We start from the raw sequence: 15139 nt of genomic DNA, 5'->3' as shown, positions 1-15139 counted from the left end.
GGTCTGCGAATGCCCGTCAAGTGGACCCAGAACGACCAGGTCAGGACGGCCGCGCATCCCGTGTCCGCACAATCCTCTAACCTGAACGCGTGATGGAGCAGGAGCAGAGCGAAAGGGGCATCGGACCCGAATACCTGGTGGCCGGAAGGTACCGCCTGCGGTCCAAACTGGGCGGCGGCGGAATGGGCGCGGTCTGGCTCGCACGGGACACCCTGCTGCACCGCGACGTCGCCATCAAACAGGTCACCACGACGGCCGGACTCGACCCCGACGAGGCCCGCCGGGTCCGCGACCGCACCATGAGGGAAGGTCGCAACGCCGCCAAACTCGCGCACCGTCATTCCATCGCGATGTACGACGTGGCGCTCGAGGCCGGGGAACCCTGGCTGGTCATGGAGTACCTGCCGTCCCGCAGTCTCGCCCAGGCGATGAACATCGCCGACACCCTGCCTCCGCTCGAGGTCGCCCAGATCGGCGCGCAGGTGGCCGACGCGCTCACCGCCGCCCACGCCGCGGGGATCGTGCACCGGGACATCAAGCCGGGCAACATCCTCGTCGCCGACCGCGGCCGGGAACTCGGCACCGTCAAGATCAGCGACTTCGGTATCGCCCGGGCCAAGGGCGATTCCGCGGACACCGCGAACGGGGTCATCACCGGCACGCCCGCGTATTTCTCCCCCGAGGTCGCCCGCGGTCAGGACCCCACCGAGGCCAGCGACGTCTTCTCGCTCGGGTCCACGCTGTACACCGTCGTCGAAGGACAGCCGCCGTTCGGGATCGACTCCGATTCCATCGCACTCCTGCACCGGGTCGCGAAGGCCGAGATCTACCGTCCGAGCAAGGCCGGACCGCTCACCGACACGCTGCTGCACCTCCTCGAACCCGACCCGGCGCGTCGCCCGACGATGGCCGAGGCCCGCGACGCCCTGGCCCGGGTGGCCATGGCCGGGGACGGCAACGTCGCGCACCTCGTCGGCTCGCCCGTCTATTCCGCGGACGGCACCATCCCCGCGTGGGCTCACCGTTCGACACCGTTGCCCGACTCACGGCGCCGCAGCAAACTGGTCGGTTCCACCCAGGCCGGGCTGCCCGCCGTCCATCAGAGCACGCCGTTGAAGAACGTGCCGCGTCCGCTCGGCCGGTTGCAGTGGCCTCCGCGCCCGGCGAAACCCGCTCCGGGTTCGCCGGCTCCCACGGTCCGCGACCAGGTGGTCGCGTGGGCGCCGATCGCCATGGGTGTCATGGTCGCGATCCTGATCCTGGCCGTGCTCGTGGCCGTGATCGTCCTGCTCGCGCAGCCCTGACCCCCGGGGACGTCAGTCGATGCGCCTGCGGTGCGCCCACCGCGTGAGCGCATTCCGGTTGGACTGCTGCGTCTTCCGCAGCACGTTCGACGCATGCGTCTCGACCGTCTTCACCGAGATCACCAGTTCCTCGGCGATCTCGCGGTACGTGTAACCGCGGGCGAGGAGGCGCAGCACTTCCAGTTCCCGCGGTGTGAGCGAATCCAGCTCCGGATCCAGCTGCGGCTCAGGAGCATTGGAACGTCCGGTGAAGGAGTCCAACACGAAACCCGCGAGCCGCGGACTGAACACGGCGTCACCGCCGGCCACCCGGCGTACGCCGTCGGCCAGCTCGGCGCCCGAGATCGTCTTGGTGACGTACCCGCGGGCGCCCGCGCGAATCACGGCGATCACGTCCTCGGCGGCGTCGGACACACTCAGCGCCAGGCACACCGGACCCGACTCGATGCCCCGCAGTACGGCGACACCGCCGCCGTCGGGCATGTGGACGTCGAGCAGCACGACGTGCGGCGAGGTGGCGTTGATCCCGGAGACCGCCTCCGCGACACCGCCCGCTTCGCCGACCACCTCCATGTCCGCTTCCCTGCCCAGCTCGGCGCGGACACCGGAGCGGAACACGGCATGATCGTCGACGAGAAAGACACGGTACGGGGGTGTTTCAGGCAAAGTCACTGCGGCTGTTCCTCGGCGTGGGCGGTAGTGTCACCCCACTGTAGAGCGTGTCGCACGATTCACCAGGTCGCCGCACCACCGCAGGCATCCCGTCTTCGCCGTCCGTGGCGATGTCCGATTCGACGATGGCATAGACACTTCGGAACCAGGCCTTCACCAGATATCCGAAGCTCGGCCACGTTCCGTCCTCCGGCCGCACGACACACAGACCCGTCATCCATTTGCCGAACGTCGCATGGAATCGCGCCTGGAGTGCGGTCCGGTGGACGAACGAGGCGACGATCCACGCCGGGATCGTGGCGAGTCCCGCCGTCCCTTCGGCCACGATCGACTGCACCGAGCCTCCATCCGTCTGCAGCACGTACACGACGACGCCGACCAGCGCGGCGATCAGTACATGCAGCGCGAGGTCGAGCGCCAGCGCGAGACCTCGCCGCAGGAAACCGGCGGGCTGGGGCCGCCGGTCCGCACCGGTTCTGGTCACGGCAGCCGCCCGTCGATCTCTTCGCGGGCGCGCCGGACCTCGTCGTCGAGTCCGGTCCGGTCCAGGACCTCGTCGACGACGGCGTCGGAGAACCTCGGTGTGCCGACGGTCTGTTCCTGCACGTAGGAGCCGAGCATGCCCCCGACTCGAGAACGCGGGTCCGCGAATTTCAGCCCAAATGCACCGTTGACCGCTCCCTTCACCACGCCCTGGACCGCGCCCTTGCCGCCTGCCTCCGCGACGTTGCCCCAGTCCACGGTGTCGCGCCGGCCCACGTGTATCTCATACCTCTGAAACGCAGCCTCGAGTCCGGCCTGCGTTGCGGCGCCACCTGCCGCCCCCTTGGCCGCGCCGACGGCGGCGCGGCGGAGGAGCGAGGTGATCAGCTGCCGCATGATCATCCGCACGGCGACCTGGGTGGCCGCCTCCGCCGCGAACGCGGCCGGACTCGCCGCACCGAACGTCATCGCGCTCGCCACGGCCACCGCGACGAGTTCGGCCGCCAACGCCACCAGCGCCGCGATGATCGACAGCTTCGCGACCCGGATGTCGTCGGCCGACCAGTCCAGGGTGTCCCCGAGTTCGTGGAACAACTCCGACAACTCATGCAACGCACCGTCCGCGCCGATCCGCGCCCACTCCTGCGCCATCGCGGTCTCGACGTCACCACGGACACCGGACAACGCCGACCGGATCGCGGCATCGGCCTCGTCGATGATGTCGTCGAGCGAGGCACCGGCGTCCTTCCACCCCTGCCCGAGCCGTTCCATCGCCGTCTCGTCCGCGTCGGGCCAGTCCGCCCCGACCACCTTCTCCGCCAACCAGCGGACCCCGCCCGGAACCTCGATGCCCATCAGAACAGCCCGGCGAGGCTGGACGCGGTACCGCGGTCGGTGTCGTCGAACGAGTCGGCGGTACTCCGCAGCTTCGACCCGACCGCGGCCAGGGCGGCGACGGCGAAGCCCAGCGAGTGTTCGGCCGCGTCCGCGGACGGCAGATACCCGCTCGCGAACGTCGCCCCGGCGCCGTCGGTTCGCCAGCACTCGCCCTCACCGTCGAGGGTCGCGGTCAAGGTGGCGGCGACCTCCGCCATCCGCTGCGACAGGGCATCGAATCGGGGTGCGACGCCGCGCAGATGCGCCGGGTCCACCCACAGCTGCGCGCTCACTGCCACCCGTCCCGCAGCAGCGGCCGATTCCACGACCCGTCGCAGTGATCGTCCGGGGCCGGTTCCGGATCGGCCGGGGTGTCGCCGCCCTCGGGGGTCAGCGGCGGGAGGAAGTCCCGCAGGCTCGGCGCGCCAGGAACGAGGTCCGGCAGATCCGGCAGGGTCTCGGTCGCGGACACGATCGATCCCATGATGCGCATCGACTCGGCGTGCGCGGCCTCGCCGGCGCGGCGGGCGGCGTCGGTCATCGCGCGTCCCAGCGAGTCGGGGGTCGACCGCCGGAACGCGTCCGGTGCCAGGTGCACCTCGACCACCCCGCCGACCGAGTTCACCACCACCTGCACCAGCCCGTCGGCGGACTCACCCGTCACCCGTAGCCGTGCCACCTGTTGCTGAGCGGCATGCAGATCGTGCGTCTGCCGGTCGAGTGTGGCCAGCATCGAATCGATCTGACCCTGCAGTTCCTGCTCACGGACCCGCAGGCTGTCGCGGTCGAACATGAATCCCCCCTTGACGTCTCGCGTCGCACCCCGCCTCGGCACGGTGTGACCGCACGACCCCCACAGTCGCGTCGCGGGCGAACATTACCCCCTCACGGGGACAGGATGCGAGCAGGCGCTGCGCATCAGATGAACCGACACGACGAAAGTGGTGTTCACGCGCCCTGACTGAGCGGCACGTCCTCCACGCCGGTGTCCGCGCTCTCGGCGGCCCCCGCTCCCGCGCGCGTCCGGCCGTTCCGCGGCATGTGGATTCGCACCTCGGTGCCCTTTCCGGGCGTGGACCGCACGTCGACGTGCCCGCCTCGCCGTTCGACCCGCCCGCGAATCGACTTCGTCAGCCCCTGCCGGTCCGGGGACACCTCGTCGACGTCGAATCCGACGCCGCGGTCGCGAACGAACACACTGACCTGCTCGCGCTCGGCCTCGGCGAACAGGTTGATGTCGGTCTCCCCGGAATGCTTGGCGGCGTTGACCAGAGCCTCCCGCGTCGCGCCGAGCACCGCCGTGAAACTCTCCTTCGACAGTCCCTCGCCGGTGCCGTCGACGTCGAGCGCCACGTCCCCGACCGTCACCGGCCGCACAGTGACGCCGTGGTGGTCCTCGACCTCGCCCGCGATGATGCGCAACGCCTCCGCCAGGCTGGAATGGTCGGTGTCTCCCCCACCGAACAACCACTTGCGCAGTTCCCGTTCCTGCCCCCGCGCGAGCCGCGCGACCTCCTGTGGATGGTCGGCCTGTTTCTGGATCAGCGCCAGGGTCTGCAGGACGGAATCGTGCAGGTGCGACGCGATCTCCTCACGCTCCTCGTTGCGGATCCGGGCGGCACGCTCCGCCCCCAGCGCCCGCCACAGCCGCAACCACAGGGGCACGGTCAGCAGACCGGCGCCGACCAGGGTGACCACGACGGCCAGCAACGACGAACGCAGCGCGGCGAAGTCGACCTGCGCGAGGATCACCACCCCGAGACCGGACACGATGAGCGTCACGCCGCCGAGAACCCGAGCCCAGGTGAGGACGGTGGGGCGCTGCGGCAGCCCGATGACGGTGCGCGGTCCCTCCGAGTCGAATTCGCGCCACACGAGGGCCGCGCCGACCGCCACCACGATGATCGGTGCGATCACCGAGCCGACCCGGCCGCTGAACAACCACGACAACGCGGATGCGCCGGCCAGGCCGATCGCGATCAGCCCGTACGCTCTGCGCCGCTCGGACGCACTGGGTTTCTCCGTGTCCGAACCCGCGGCCGTGAAGATCCACAACAGCCCGTAGCCGACGATGCCCGCGCCGGCGAGAGCGGCGAGACAGGCGAACGCGACCCGCACCTTCATCACGTCGATATCCAACTGGTCGGCGATACCACCTGCGACGCCGCCGACGATGCGGCCACCGGTCCGGCGTTCGAGCCGCGGCATGGGGGGACCGCCGGGCGGTACCGGCGCGGTCACGGCGCCCGCGTACTGGGCGCCGCCCGCGGACGTGTTCACAGGTTGCACACCTTCGATACTGGCACGATCCCGGGGCCGCGGCATCAGGGTCCGACCCTGACTTCGGGCCGCATTCCGGCCCACCCCGACCGGAAAGATCAGGGTACTTCCCGATGTACGCGAAACGCGGGGACCGGAACGATGGTCGTATGAGCAATGGGAGCTTCCAAGAGCAGATACAGGATCTGTGGCGGACCCGACCGGTGCGGTTGCCCGGCCGTGGCCACGTCGCCGGTGTCTGTGCGGGAATCGGCTACCGCTACGGCGTCGATCCCGTACTGATACGAGTCGCGTTCGTCGTGTCCACCATTTTCGGCGGCGCCGGTGTGCTCCTCTACCTGGCGTGCTGGCTCGCCCTCACGAAGTCGGGCGACCCGGCCTCCCCCGCGGAGTCGCTGATGGGACGCGGTCACAGTTCCGACTCGGGCACCAAGACCGTCGTCCTTCTCGTCGCACTGGCGATCGCGGTGAGCACCGTCGGCCCCTTCGGCGTCGGCCTCGGCGGCTCAGGGCTGATCAGCATGGCGCTGATGCTCGGCGGCCTGTGGCTGCTGTACCAGCGGCAGCCGATCCCCCCGCCGTCACCCGCCGGAGCCGTCGCCCCCGGTGTCGGCACCGGTTATCCCGGGACGAGTTTCTCGCCCGGACAGTTCGGCGCCAACCCGTTCGGCCCGGGCACGTACGGTTCGGGTGCGTACGGTCCGTACACGAAGCTTCCCGACTCCTACACGCCGAGTGCACCTCCCACGACTGGGCAGTCGGCGGACGCGACCGGCGAGGCCCCGACCGAGGCACTGAAACCCGAAACCCCTGCCCCCCAGACCGATCCGGTGTCGTTCGAGAAGTCCCCGACCGCCGGTCCACGGGTCGACGCACCGTCGGCGCCGTTCGCGCCGCTCGAGCCGCGACCACCGGCATGGGATCCGCTCGGAGTCGCGCCGTTCGCGTGGGATCTGCCCGAACCGGCCAGGACCACCACTCCCGCAGTACAATCGGAGCGCACGCATTCCCGCCTGACCACCATGGTGATCGGACTGGCCATCCTCGCGGCCGCGGCAGCGACGGCGCTGGCGGTCGCCACCGGATCCGACTGGCTGAACCCCGGTCGGATCGGCGCGATCGCGCTCGCCGTCATCGGAGTGGGCCTGCTGATCGGCGGCTTCCTGCGCAAGGGCTACGGGCTTCTCGTCGTCGCAGGCCCCCTCGCCGGTTTCGTGATCCTCGCCTCGCTCGTCGGGTCACTCGACCTGAACAGCGAAAACATGGGCGACCGGACCTGGGTGCCCATGACGGCGGCCGACATCGACCCCGCCTACTCCGGTGGGTTCGGCAATTTCACGCTCGACCTCCGGAACGTCACGCTCACCGAGGACAAGACGGTCGACGTCAGCGGTCAGTTCGGTGAGGTCGTGGTGCTTCTGCCGCCCGGCATGAACGTCGAGAACAACTGCACCGCTCAGTTCGGCGACGCGCAGTGTCTCCCCGACGGTCTCGACGGCGGCACCGACGGCACGGACGGTCACGTCCTCACCCTCAATGCAGATATCCGGTTCGGAAGTATGGAGGTGCGCCGTGGATGACGTCGACGACACTCAGGACGGCCAGCAGACCCGGACGCGCAAGCGCACGTCACCGCTCCTGCTCTTCGCGGGAGTGGCAGCACTGCTGGTGAGTGGATGGGCGCTCGCGGGACCGTTCTCGCTGCAACCGCTCGCGAACGTCGAATTCCGCTGGCTGTTCGTGGTGGTCGCGGTGCTGGTCGGCGTGGTACTCGTGTTCGCGCCCAACCGGCGACGATAGGCGCTCACCGCGCACGTGCGCGGTGAGCGAGTCGGACGACTCGCTCACCGCGCACAGTGCGTCACTCCCACTCGATGGTGCCCGGCGGCTTGCTCGTGATGTCCAGCACGACTCGGTTGACGTCGTGAACCTCGTTGGTGATCCGGGTGGAGATCCGCTCGAGAACGTCGTAGGGCAGTCGCGTCCAGTCCGCGGTCATCGCGTCCTCGCTGGACACGGGGCGGAGCACGATCGGGTGCCCGTAGGTGCGTCCGTCGCCCTGCACGCCGACGCTGCGGACGTCGGCGAGCAGCACCACCGGGCACTGCCAGATCTGGCCGTCGAGCCCGGCGGCCGTCAACTCTTCGCGTGCAATGGAATCCGCGTGACGCAGCAGGTCGAGCCGCTCCTGGGTGACCTCGCCGATGATGCGGATGCCGAGCCCGGGGCCGGGGAACGGCTGGCGTCCCACGATCTCCTCGGGCAGACCCAGCTCGCGTCCCACCGCGCGGACCTCGTCCTTGAACAGCAGGCGCAGCGGTTCCACGAGCGTGAACTGCAGGTCTTCGGGCAGGCCGCCGACGTTGTGGTGGCTCTTGATGTTGGCCGTGCCGGTGCCACCGCCCGATTCCACGACGTCCGGGTACAGCGTGCCCTGCACGAGGAATTCGACCGTGTCGCCGTGCGCGGCGTTCTCGCCGAGGACGTCGCTGACGGCACCCTCGAAGCTGCGGATGAACTCGCGGCCGATGATCTTGCGCTTGGTCTCCGGGTCGGACACCCCGGCCAGCTCACCGATGAAGGTGCCGGCGGCGTCGACCGTGATGAGCCGGGCGCCGGTGGCGGCGACGAAATCCTGCTCGACCTGCGCACGCTCCCCGGCCCGCATCAGACCGTGGTCGACGAACACACACGTCAGGTTGTCGCCGATCGCGCGCTGCACGAGCGCCGCCGCGACAGCGGAGTCCACACCGCCCGACAGTCCGCAGATGGCTTTGCCGTCGCCGACCTGCTCGCGGACCTGCTCGACGAGGGCGTCGGCGATGTTCGCGGCCGTCCACGCGGGGGGAATGCCGGCGATCTCGTGCAGGAACCGGCTGAGCACCTGCTGGCCGTGCGGAGAGTGCAGAACCTCCGGGTGGTACTGCACACCCGCGAGCCTGCGGGCCCGGTCCTCGAATGCGGCGACGGGTGCGCCCTCGCTCGTGGCCGTCACCGTGAAACCTTCGGGGGCCTCGGTGACCGCGTCGCCGTGGCTCATCCACACGGGCTGACTCGACGGCAGCCCCTCGTGCAGCAAACCGCCCTGCACCTTCAGGTCGGTACGACCGTACTCACGGGTGCCGGTGTGGGCGACCGTCCCACCCAGCGCACCGGCCATGGCCTGGAATCCGTAGCAGATGCCGAACACCGGAACGTCCAGATCGAACAGGGCCGGATCGAGCTGGGGCGCCCCGTCGGCGTATACGCTCGACGGCCCGCCGGACAGCACCACTGCGAGCGGGTTCTTGGCCGCGATCTCCTCGACGGTCGCGGTGTGCGGGACCACCTCGGAATAGACCTTGGCCTCACGCACCCGCCGGGCGATCAGCTGCGCGTACTGCGCGCCGAAGTCGACGACGAGGACCGGTCTCTGTTGCTCGATATCTGCCACCGGGTCAGTCTAATCGGCGCAGCTCTGTGGTCTGCGCGACCCCACGACCCGGCCCTTGCGGGTGCTGTGCAACGCCGTGCTTCCGCGTGTCCGGCAGCACCGAGCCGTTTCGGATCTCGACGATCGGCAGCACCAGCGCGGCGGGCGCGCCTTCCGGGACGACCGGCTTGATCGGCGCGATCGGGTTCAGCCGCCGGTATCCCTCCCCCTGCGCAGGACGCAGGTCCGCTTCACCCTTGTTGGGCCACAGCGACGCCGCACGCTCGGCCTGCGCCGAGATCGTCAGCGACGGGTTGACGCCCAGGTTCGCGGACACGGCCGAGCCGTCGACCACGCTCAGCGTCGGGTAACCCCACACGCGGTGGTACGGGTCGATGACGCCGTGCGACGGGTCCGAGGCGATCGTGCAGCCGCCGAGGAAGTGCGCGGTGAGCGGGATGTTGAACACATCGCCCCAGGTGCCGCCTGCGCGACCGTCGATCTTCTCCGCGATCCGCCGGGTCGCCTCGTTGCCCGCCGGGATCCAGCTGGGGTTCGGCTGACCGTGGCCCTGCTTGCTGGTGACCTTGCGCCGGCCGAACAGGCCCTTCTTCGTGTACGTGGTGATGGAGTTGTCGAGGTTCTGCATCACCAGCGCGATGATGGTGCGCTCGCTCCACTTGTACGGGGTGAGGACCTTCAGTGCCGTCGGATCCTTCACGAGTTCCCGGAGGAATGTCATCCACCGCCTGCCGCCGCCGTCGGTCAGCAGCGTCTGCAGCATGGCCATCGAGTTCGACCCCTTGCCGTAGCGCACCGGCTCCACGTGGGTGTCGGACGTCGGGTGGAACGACGACGTGATCGCGACGCCCTTCGTGAGCTCGAGCGCGGGGTCCACCTTGTTCTTGGCGGCGCCGAGGATCGACTCCGAGTTGGTGCGGGTCAGCACACCCAGCCGGTCGGAGATCTTGGGCAGCGCGCCCGACTCCTTCTGGTCGAACAGCAGATGCTGAGTGCCCCACGTGCCGGCGGCCAGGACCACGTTCGCCGCGGTGTACGTCTTGCGATTCCGGTTCTTCCGCGGCCCGCTGCGCCGGGTGAAGACGTCCCAGGTGCCGTCGGACGCCTCACGCAGCCCGCTGACCGTCGTCATCGGGATGATCTCCGCGCCGAACTTCTCCGCAAGTCCGAGGTAGTTCTTGAGCAAGGTGTTCTTGGCGCCGTGCCGGCATCCGGTCATGCATTCGCCGCATTCGATGCATCCGGTGCGGTCGGGGCCGACGCCGCCGAAGTACGGGTCGGGCACGGTCTTGCCCGCCTCGCCGAAGAAGACGCCGACCGGGGTCTGGATGAACGTGTCGCCCACGCCCATGTCCTCGGCGACCGACTTGATGATCTCGTCCGCGGGGGTCATGTGCGGATTCTGGACGACGCCGAGCATCTTGCGGGCCTGCTCGTAGTACGGCGTGAGCTCGTCGTGCCAGTCGGTGATGTGCGACCACTGCTTGTCCTGAAAAAAGGAGGCAGGCGGCTTGTAGAGGGTGTTCGCGTAGTTGAGCGAACCGCCGCCGACGCCGGCGCCGGCGAGGATGAGGCAGTCGCGGAGCAGGTGCACGCGCTGGATGCCGAAGAAACCGAGGGCGGGCGCCCAGAGGAACTTCGCGAGATCCCAGCTGGTCTTCGCGAAGTCCGCGTCGGCGTAGCGGCGGCCCGCCTCGAGGATGCCGACCTTGTACCCCTTCTCGACCAACCGGAGCGCGGTGACACTGCCACCGAATCCGGAACCGACGATGAGGACGTCGTAATCCGTTGTGCGCTGCTTGCTCATCACTCGACCTCCAACGAACCTGAGTTTATTACTCGCCAGTATGCACCCGGCAGTTGTGACAACTGCCACAAGGGTCACCTTAACTGTAACGAGAGGTATCAGGAACGGTCGCGATACCCGCAAACGCACGTCGCCCGATGCCGCACCGGCGCAGTTGAACTGCACCGATGCGGCATCGGGCGACGAGAGAAGCAGTGGCGGCGTTCGCCTCAGGCGCGAACCGTCAGGCCCACCTTCTGGAATTCCTTCAGATCGGAGTACCCCGCCTTCGCCATCGAGCGGCGCAGTCCGCCGACCAGGTTCAGGGAGCCGAACGGGTCGTCCGACGGGCCGGTCAGGACCCGGTCCAGCGACGGGCGGTCACCGAACGAGACCGGCAGCATCGTGCCGCGCGGCACCGACGGGTGCGCGGCAGCCGACGGCCAGTACCAGCCGCCGCCGGGAGCCTCCGCGGCAACGGCCAGAGGCGCGCCCAGAACTGCGGCGTCCGCGCCACAGGCGATCGCCTTCGCGAGGTCGCCCGACGACGTGATGTCGCCGTCCGCGATGACGTGGACGTAGCGACCGCCCGTCTCGTCGAGGTAGTCGCGGCGGGCGGCGGCGGCGTCCGCGATGGCCGTCGCCATCGGGAGACCGATGCCCAGCACCTCACCGGTGGTCGTGGCGCCCTCGGTGGAGCCGTACCCGACGATCACCCCGGCCGCGCCCGTGCGCATCAGGTGCAGTGCGGTGCGGTGATCGCTCACCCCACCGGCCACGACCGGAACGTCGAGTTCGGAGATGAACGTCTTCAGGTTCAGCGGCTCGCTGTCGCCGTGGACGACGTGCTCGGCGGAAATGATCGTGCCGTGCACCACCAGCAGGTCGATGCCCGCCTCCAGCAACTGCGGGGTCAGCGCCCGCGCGTTCTGCGGACTGACCCGCACCGCGGTCGTGACACCCGCGTCGCGGACCTGCGCCACCGCGGCGGCCAGAAGACCCGGCTGCAACGGCGCCGCATGCAGTTCCTGCAGCTTCTTGATCGGCGCCTCGACGTCGACGTCCGACTCCGCCAGCGCGACGAGTTCGGCGAGCTTGGCCTCGACGTCCGCGTGCCGGCCCCACAGACCCTCACCGTTGATGACCCCGAGGCCACCGCGCTTGCCGAGTTCGATCGCGAACGACGGCGACACGAGCGCGTCCGTCGGATGCGCCAGCACCGGAATGTCGAACCGGTACGCGTCGAGCTGCCAGGAGGTGGACACCTCCTTGGAGGAGCGGGTCCGGCGGGAGGGGACGATGTCGATGTCGTCCAGCTCATAGGTTCGTCGGGCTGTTCGGCCCATGCCGATCTCAACGAGGTCGCGCACGCGCGCCCCTTTCTCGTGAATCGTGACTGGTTGCTAGCGAGCGGTGTAGTTGGGAGCTTCGACCGTCATCGTGATGTCGTGCGGGTGGCTCTCCTTCAGACCCGCAGCGGTGATCTGCACGAACTGCGCGTTCTGCAGTTCCTCGATCGACGACGCTCCCGTGTAGCCCATGGCGGCCCGCAGACCACCGGTGAGCTGATGCGTGACCTGGGACAGCGGACCGCGGAACGCGACCCGGCCCTCGATGCCCTCCGGGACCAGCTTGTCCTCGGACAGCACGTCGTCCTGGAAGTAGCGGTCCTTGGAATACGACTTCGCGGCCCCGCGGCTCTGCATCGCACCGAGCGAACCCATGCCGCGGTAGCTCTTGTACTGCTTGCCGTTGACCAGGATCAGCTCACCCGGCGACTCCGCGGTACCTGCGAGCAGCGAACCGAGCATCGCCGTCGACGCGCCTGCCGCGAGGGCCTTGGCGATGTCGCCGGAGAACTGCAGTCCACCGTCGGCGATGACCGGCACACCGTGCGGCTTGGCCGCGGCGACCGCTTCGAGGATCGCGGTGATCTGGGGGGCGCCGACACCGGCGATGACACGGGTGGTGCAGATGGAACCGGGACCGACACCGACCTTGACCGCGTCCACACCGGCCTCGATGAGGGCGGCCGCACCACTGCGGGTGGCGACGTTGCCGCCGATGATCTGCACGCGCTCGTCGACCTCGGCCTTGAGCTTCGAGATCATGTCCAGCACACCGGCCGAGTGACCGTGCGCGCTGTCGACGACGAGAACGTCGACCCCGGCGTCGGTGAGAGCCATTGCGCGGCTCCACGCCTCGTCGCCCACACCCACGGCGGCACCGACCAGGAGCCGGCCGTCGCGGTCCTTGGTGGCGTCCGGGTGCTGCTCGGTCTTCACGAAGTCCTTGACCGTGATGAGACCGGTGAGCTTGCCCTGCCCGTCCACGATCGGCAGCTTCTCGATCTTGTGACGGCGCAGCAGGCCCAGCGCCACCTCGGCGGTGACACCCTCCTGGGCGGTGATCAGCGGCGCCTTCGTCATGACCTCGGACACGGCCCGATTCTGGTCGACCTCGAAACGCATGTCGCGGTTGGTGATGATGCCGACGAGCTGCCCGGCCGCGTCGGTGACCGGAAGTCCGGAGATCCGGAACCGGGCGCACTTGGCGTCGACCTCGGCGAGGGTGTCGGACGGCTTGCAGGTGACCGGGTCGGTGACCATTCCGGCCTCGGACCGCTTGACCGTCTCCACCTGACCGGCCTGCGCCTCGACGGACAGGTTGCGGTGCAGCACGCCCATGCCGCCCGCGCGGGCCATGGCGATGGCCATCCGCGCCTCGGTGACGGTGTCCATCGCGGAACTGACGAGCGGCACCCGCAGCCGGATGTCCCTGGTCAGCTGGCTGGACGTGTCGACCTGGCCGGGGATGACATTCGACGCCGCCGGCAAGAGCAGGACGTCGTCGTACGTGAGACCCAGCATCGCGACCTTGTTCGGGTCGTCACCGCCGGTGTGTACATGCCCTGCTGAACTTGTCATGCGGTTCGGGCCCTCCATGGAACATAGGTGCAGCGCCGGTGGCGCCGTCTGCGGACATCAGATCTGAAACTGCGGGAACACGGATACAGGGAAAAGTCCGGAGCGACGATCGATATTCCCAGCTCCGCAAACCATGATATCGGCTCGACGCGATCGCCACGGAGCCCACCCACGCTGGGCGTACGCCGAACGGCTGGCGCAGACCGGGCTGACCTGCGTACCGTGGTGCTGTGCGCGATCAACTGCCTCCAGGTCTGCCCCCGGACCCCTTCGCCGGCGACCCCGCCGACCCGTCCGCAGCTCTCGATGCGATCGAACCGGGCCAGCCACTCGATCCCCACGAGCGTCTCGCCGTGGAGGAAGACCTGGCCGACCTCGCCGTGTACGAGGCGCTGCTGGCGCATCGTGGGATCCGCGGTCTCGTCGTCTGCTGCGAAGACTGCCAGCAAGATCACTACCACGATTGGGACATGCTCCGTGCCAACCTCCTCCAGCTTCTGGTCGACGGCACCGTGCGCCCCCACGAGCCCGCCTACGACCCGACACCCGAGGCCTACGTCACCTGGGACTACTGCCGCGGCTACGCGGACGCCTCGATGAACGACGCTCTGCACGGAGACGGCTTCGACGCCTGATCCGGCACAACCCGGTACAAACCCTGTTTTCACAGACAACTGAATTCACAGACAACTGTGGCCCGACACGCGAAGTGTCGGGCCACAGTGGTCTGTGCGGGTGGGCCGCCGAGCCGCTAGCTGGTGGGCGGCAGCACCGGGACGGGGGTCGTGGTGGTCGGTAGCGGCACCGTCGAGGGCTGCTGAGACGGCTGCTGCTGAGTGGGCGGCTGCGTGGTCGGATTGTCCGGCGGCAGTATCGGCAACTGCATGATCGTCGGGTCCGGGCTCGTGGACGGCATCGTCTCGGGAGGAAGCGGCGGCTGCGGCGGGATGGTGGGGAGCTGCGGCAGCGGAATCGGCGGCAACCCCGGAATCTGCAGATCCGTAGGCAGCTGAGCTCCCGGCAGCAGTTCGGCTCCCGGCACCGTCGTCGAGCCGGGTGTTCCCGGAACGGTGGCCGGCAACGAGGTGGCCTGCGACGGCGCGTCGGTGGTGGTGGTACCCGGCGTCATGGTCGCGGCCGGCGGTGTGGTCGGGGCGATCTTCTCTACCTCCGCGGCCAGCTTCGCCCGCCACACGTCGAGTTCGTTGCGCATGTCGTCGTCGCGTACACCGCCCGCGCGGTCGGCGGCACCGTCGAGCAGATCCTTCGCCGACTCCGCGTCGCCCGCGGCGATCAGCCGTTCGGCCTCCTGCAGCTGCGACGTGGTGTCGATCTGCGCGACGGTCGAATCGGCCTGCTGGCTGAACACGACCGACTT

13 protein-coding genes and 2 pseudogenes are annotated in these 15139 nt (G+C 69.1%); 4 read left to right on the top strand and 11 right to left on the bottom strand.

Annotation, left to right across the window (positions count from 1 at the left end):
- Window positions 1–92 precede the first annotated feature (92 nt).
- Window positions 93–1304, top strand: coding sequence for a serine/threonine-protein kinase (locus tag MLGJGCBP_RS35160; protein ID WP_087558415.1), 1212 nt, complete (start codon window positions 93–95; stop codon window positions 1302–1304).
- A 12-nt stretch (window positions 1305–1316) separates the two neighbouring features.
- On the opposite strand, the gene MLGJGCBP_RS35155 is transcribed toward MLGJGCBP_RS35160, so the two are convergent.
- The 6 genes from MLGJGCBP_RS35155 to MLGJGCBP_RS35130 all read right to left on the bottom strand — a co-directional run bounded on the left by MLGJGCBP_RS35155 (window position 1317) and on the right by MLGJGCBP_RS35130 (window position 5660).
- Window positions 1317–1976 carry a response regulator gene (locus MLGJGCBP_RS35155; protein ID WP_015889975.1) on the bottom strand — a complete coding sequence of 220 codons (660 nt, stop codon included), beginning with the start codon at window positions 1974–1976 and terminating at the stop codon, window positions 1317–1319.
- Window positions 1963–2460, bottom strand: coding sequence for an RDD family protein (locus MLGJGCBP_RS35150; protein ID WP_087558416.1), 498 nt, complete (start codon window positions 2458–2460; stop codon window positions 1963–1965). The genes MLGJGCBP_RS35155 and MLGJGCBP_RS35150 overlap by 14 nt, the downstream gene beginning before the upstream one ends.
- Window positions 2457–3314, bottom strand: coding sequence for a WXG100-like domain-containing protein (locus MLGJGCBP_RS35145; protein ID WP_160101541.1), 858 nt, complete (start codon window positions 3312–3314; stop codon window positions 2457–2459). Before MLGJGCBP_RS35145 ends, MLGJGCBP_RS35150 begins: the two co-directional genes overlap by 4 nt.
- Window positions 3314–3628, bottom strand: coding sequence for a WXG100 family type VII secretion target (locus MLGJGCBP_RS35140; RefSeq protein ID WP_160101539.1), 315 nt, complete (start codon window positions 3626–3628; stop codon window positions 3314–3316). The genes MLGJGCBP_RS35145 and MLGJGCBP_RS35140 overlap by 1 nt, the downstream gene beginning before the upstream one ends.
- The gene (locus MLGJGCBP_RS35135) at window positions 3625–4128 is read right to left on the bottom strand and encodes a YbaB/EbfC family nucleoid-associated protein (protein ID WP_160101537.1); all 504 of its coding nucleotides are present in this window, start codon (window positions 4126–4128) and stop codon (window positions 3625–3627) included. The genes MLGJGCBP_RS35140 and MLGJGCBP_RS35135 overlap by 4 nt, the downstream gene beginning before the upstream one ends.
- A gap of 155 nt (window positions 4129–4283) precedes the next feature.
- Window positions 4284–5660 carry an ATP-binding protein gene (locus tag MLGJGCBP_RS35130; protein WP_160101535.1) on the bottom strand — a complete coding sequence of 459 codons (1377 nt, stop codon included), beginning with the start codon at window positions 5658–5660 and terminating at the stop codon, window positions 4284–4286.
- A 68-nt stretch (window positions 5661–5728) separates the two neighbouring features.
- On the opposite strand from MLGJGCBP_RS35130, the gene MLGJGCBP_RS35125 reads away from it, so the two are divergent.
- Together MLGJGCBP_RS35125 and MLGJGCBP_RS35120 are read left to right on the top strand one after the other, a co-directional pair.
- Entirely contained in the window at window positions 5729–7195 is a 1467-nt protein-coding gene (locus tag MLGJGCBP_RS35125; RefSeq protein WP_160101533.1) for a PspC domain-containing protein, read from the top strand.
- Complete coding sequence (locus MLGJGCBP_RS35120; protein ID WP_160101531.1) at window positions 7188–7415, top strand: hypothetical protein; 228 nt, start codon at window positions 7188–7190, stop codon at window positions 7413–7415. Before MLGJGCBP_RS35125 ends, MLGJGCBP_RS35120 begins: the two co-directional genes overlap by 8 nt.
- Before the next feature lie 61 nt (window positions 7416–7476).
- Here the strand turns inward: MLGJGCBP_RS35120 and guaA are convergent, their stop codons facing one another.
- From guaA to guaB, 4 genes and pseudogenes are all read right to left on the bottom strand, one after another.
- A complete protein-coding gene (gene guaA, locus MLGJGCBP_RS35115; protein ID WP_160101529.1) occupies window positions 7477–9048 on the bottom strand; it encodes a glutamine-hydrolyzing GMP synthase in 1572 nt (523 codons plus the stop codon).
- Between the two features lie 67 nt (window positions 9049–9115).
- Window positions 9116–10855, bottom strand: a pseudogene (locus tag MLGJGCBP_RS35110) (GMC family oxidoreductase N-terminal domain-containing protein); the annotation flags it as partial.
- A 209-nt stretch (window positions 10856–11064) separates the two neighbouring features.
- On the bottom strand, window positions 11065–12204 hold the full coding sequence (locus tag MLGJGCBP_RS35105) for a GuaB3 family IMP dehydrogenase-related protein (RefSeq protein WP_087558425.1): 1140 nt from the start codon (window positions 12202–12204) through the stop codon (window positions 11065–11067).
- Window positions 12205–12237: 33 nt separating this feature from the next.
- Window positions 12238–13761, bottom strand: coding sequence for an IMP dehydrogenase (gene guaB, locus MLGJGCBP_RS35100; protein WP_005239781.1), 1524 nt, complete (start codon window positions 13759–13761; stop codon window positions 12238–12240).
- A gap of 230 nt (window positions 13762–13991) precedes the next feature.
- Here guaB and MLGJGCBP_RS35095 point away from each other — a divergent pair, with 230 nt between their 5' ends.
- Window positions 13992–14396 (top strand): DUF5319 domain-containing protein, encoded by a 405-nt coding sequence (locus MLGJGCBP_RS35095; protein ID WP_005239778.1) that lies wholly within the window; start codon window positions 13992–13994, stop codon window positions 14394–14396.
- 116 nt (window positions 14397–14512) lie between these two features.
- Here the strand turns inward: MLGJGCBP_RS35095 and MLGJGCBP_RS35090 are convergent.
- Window positions 14513–15139 (bottom strand): annotated as a pseudogene (locus MLGJGCBP_RS35090) (anti-sigma-D factor RsdA); the annotation flags it as partial.

Source organism: Rhodococcus sp. T7, from assembly GCF_009872365.1.
Lineage (GTDB): Bacteria > Actinomycetota > Actinomycetes > Mycobacteriales > Mycobacteriaceae > Rhodococcus_F.
The sequence above is the reverse complement of the archived record's forward strand: the minus strand, read 5'-3'. Positions and strand labels throughout refer to the sequence as shown.

Coding starts and splice junctions, on each gene's coding strand:
- MLGJGCBP_RS35160 (WP_087558415.1), top strand. CDS start 93: ATGGAGCAGGAGCAGAGCGAAAGGGGCATCGGACCCGAATACCTGGTG.
- MLGJGCBP_RS35145 (WP_160101541.1), bottom strand. CDS start 3,314: ATGGGCATCGAGGTTCCGGGCGGGGTCCGCTGGTTGGCGGAGAAGGTG.
- MLGJGCBP_RS35135 (WP_160101537.1), bottom strand. CDS start 4,128: ATGTTCGACCGCGACAGCCTGCGGGTCCGTGAGCAGGAACTGCAGGGT.
- MLGJGCBP_RS35130 (WP_160101535.1), bottom strand. CDS start 5,660: ATGCCGCGGCCCCGGGATCGTGCCAGTATCGAAGGTGTGCAACCTGTG.
- MLGJGCBP_RS35125 (WP_160101533.1), top strand. CDS start 5,729: ATGTACGCGAAACGCGGGGACCGGAACGATGGTCGTATGAGCAATGGG.
- guaB (WP_005239781.1), bottom strand. CDS start 13,761: ATGACAAGTTCAGCAGGGCATGTACACACCGGCGGTGACGACCCGAAC.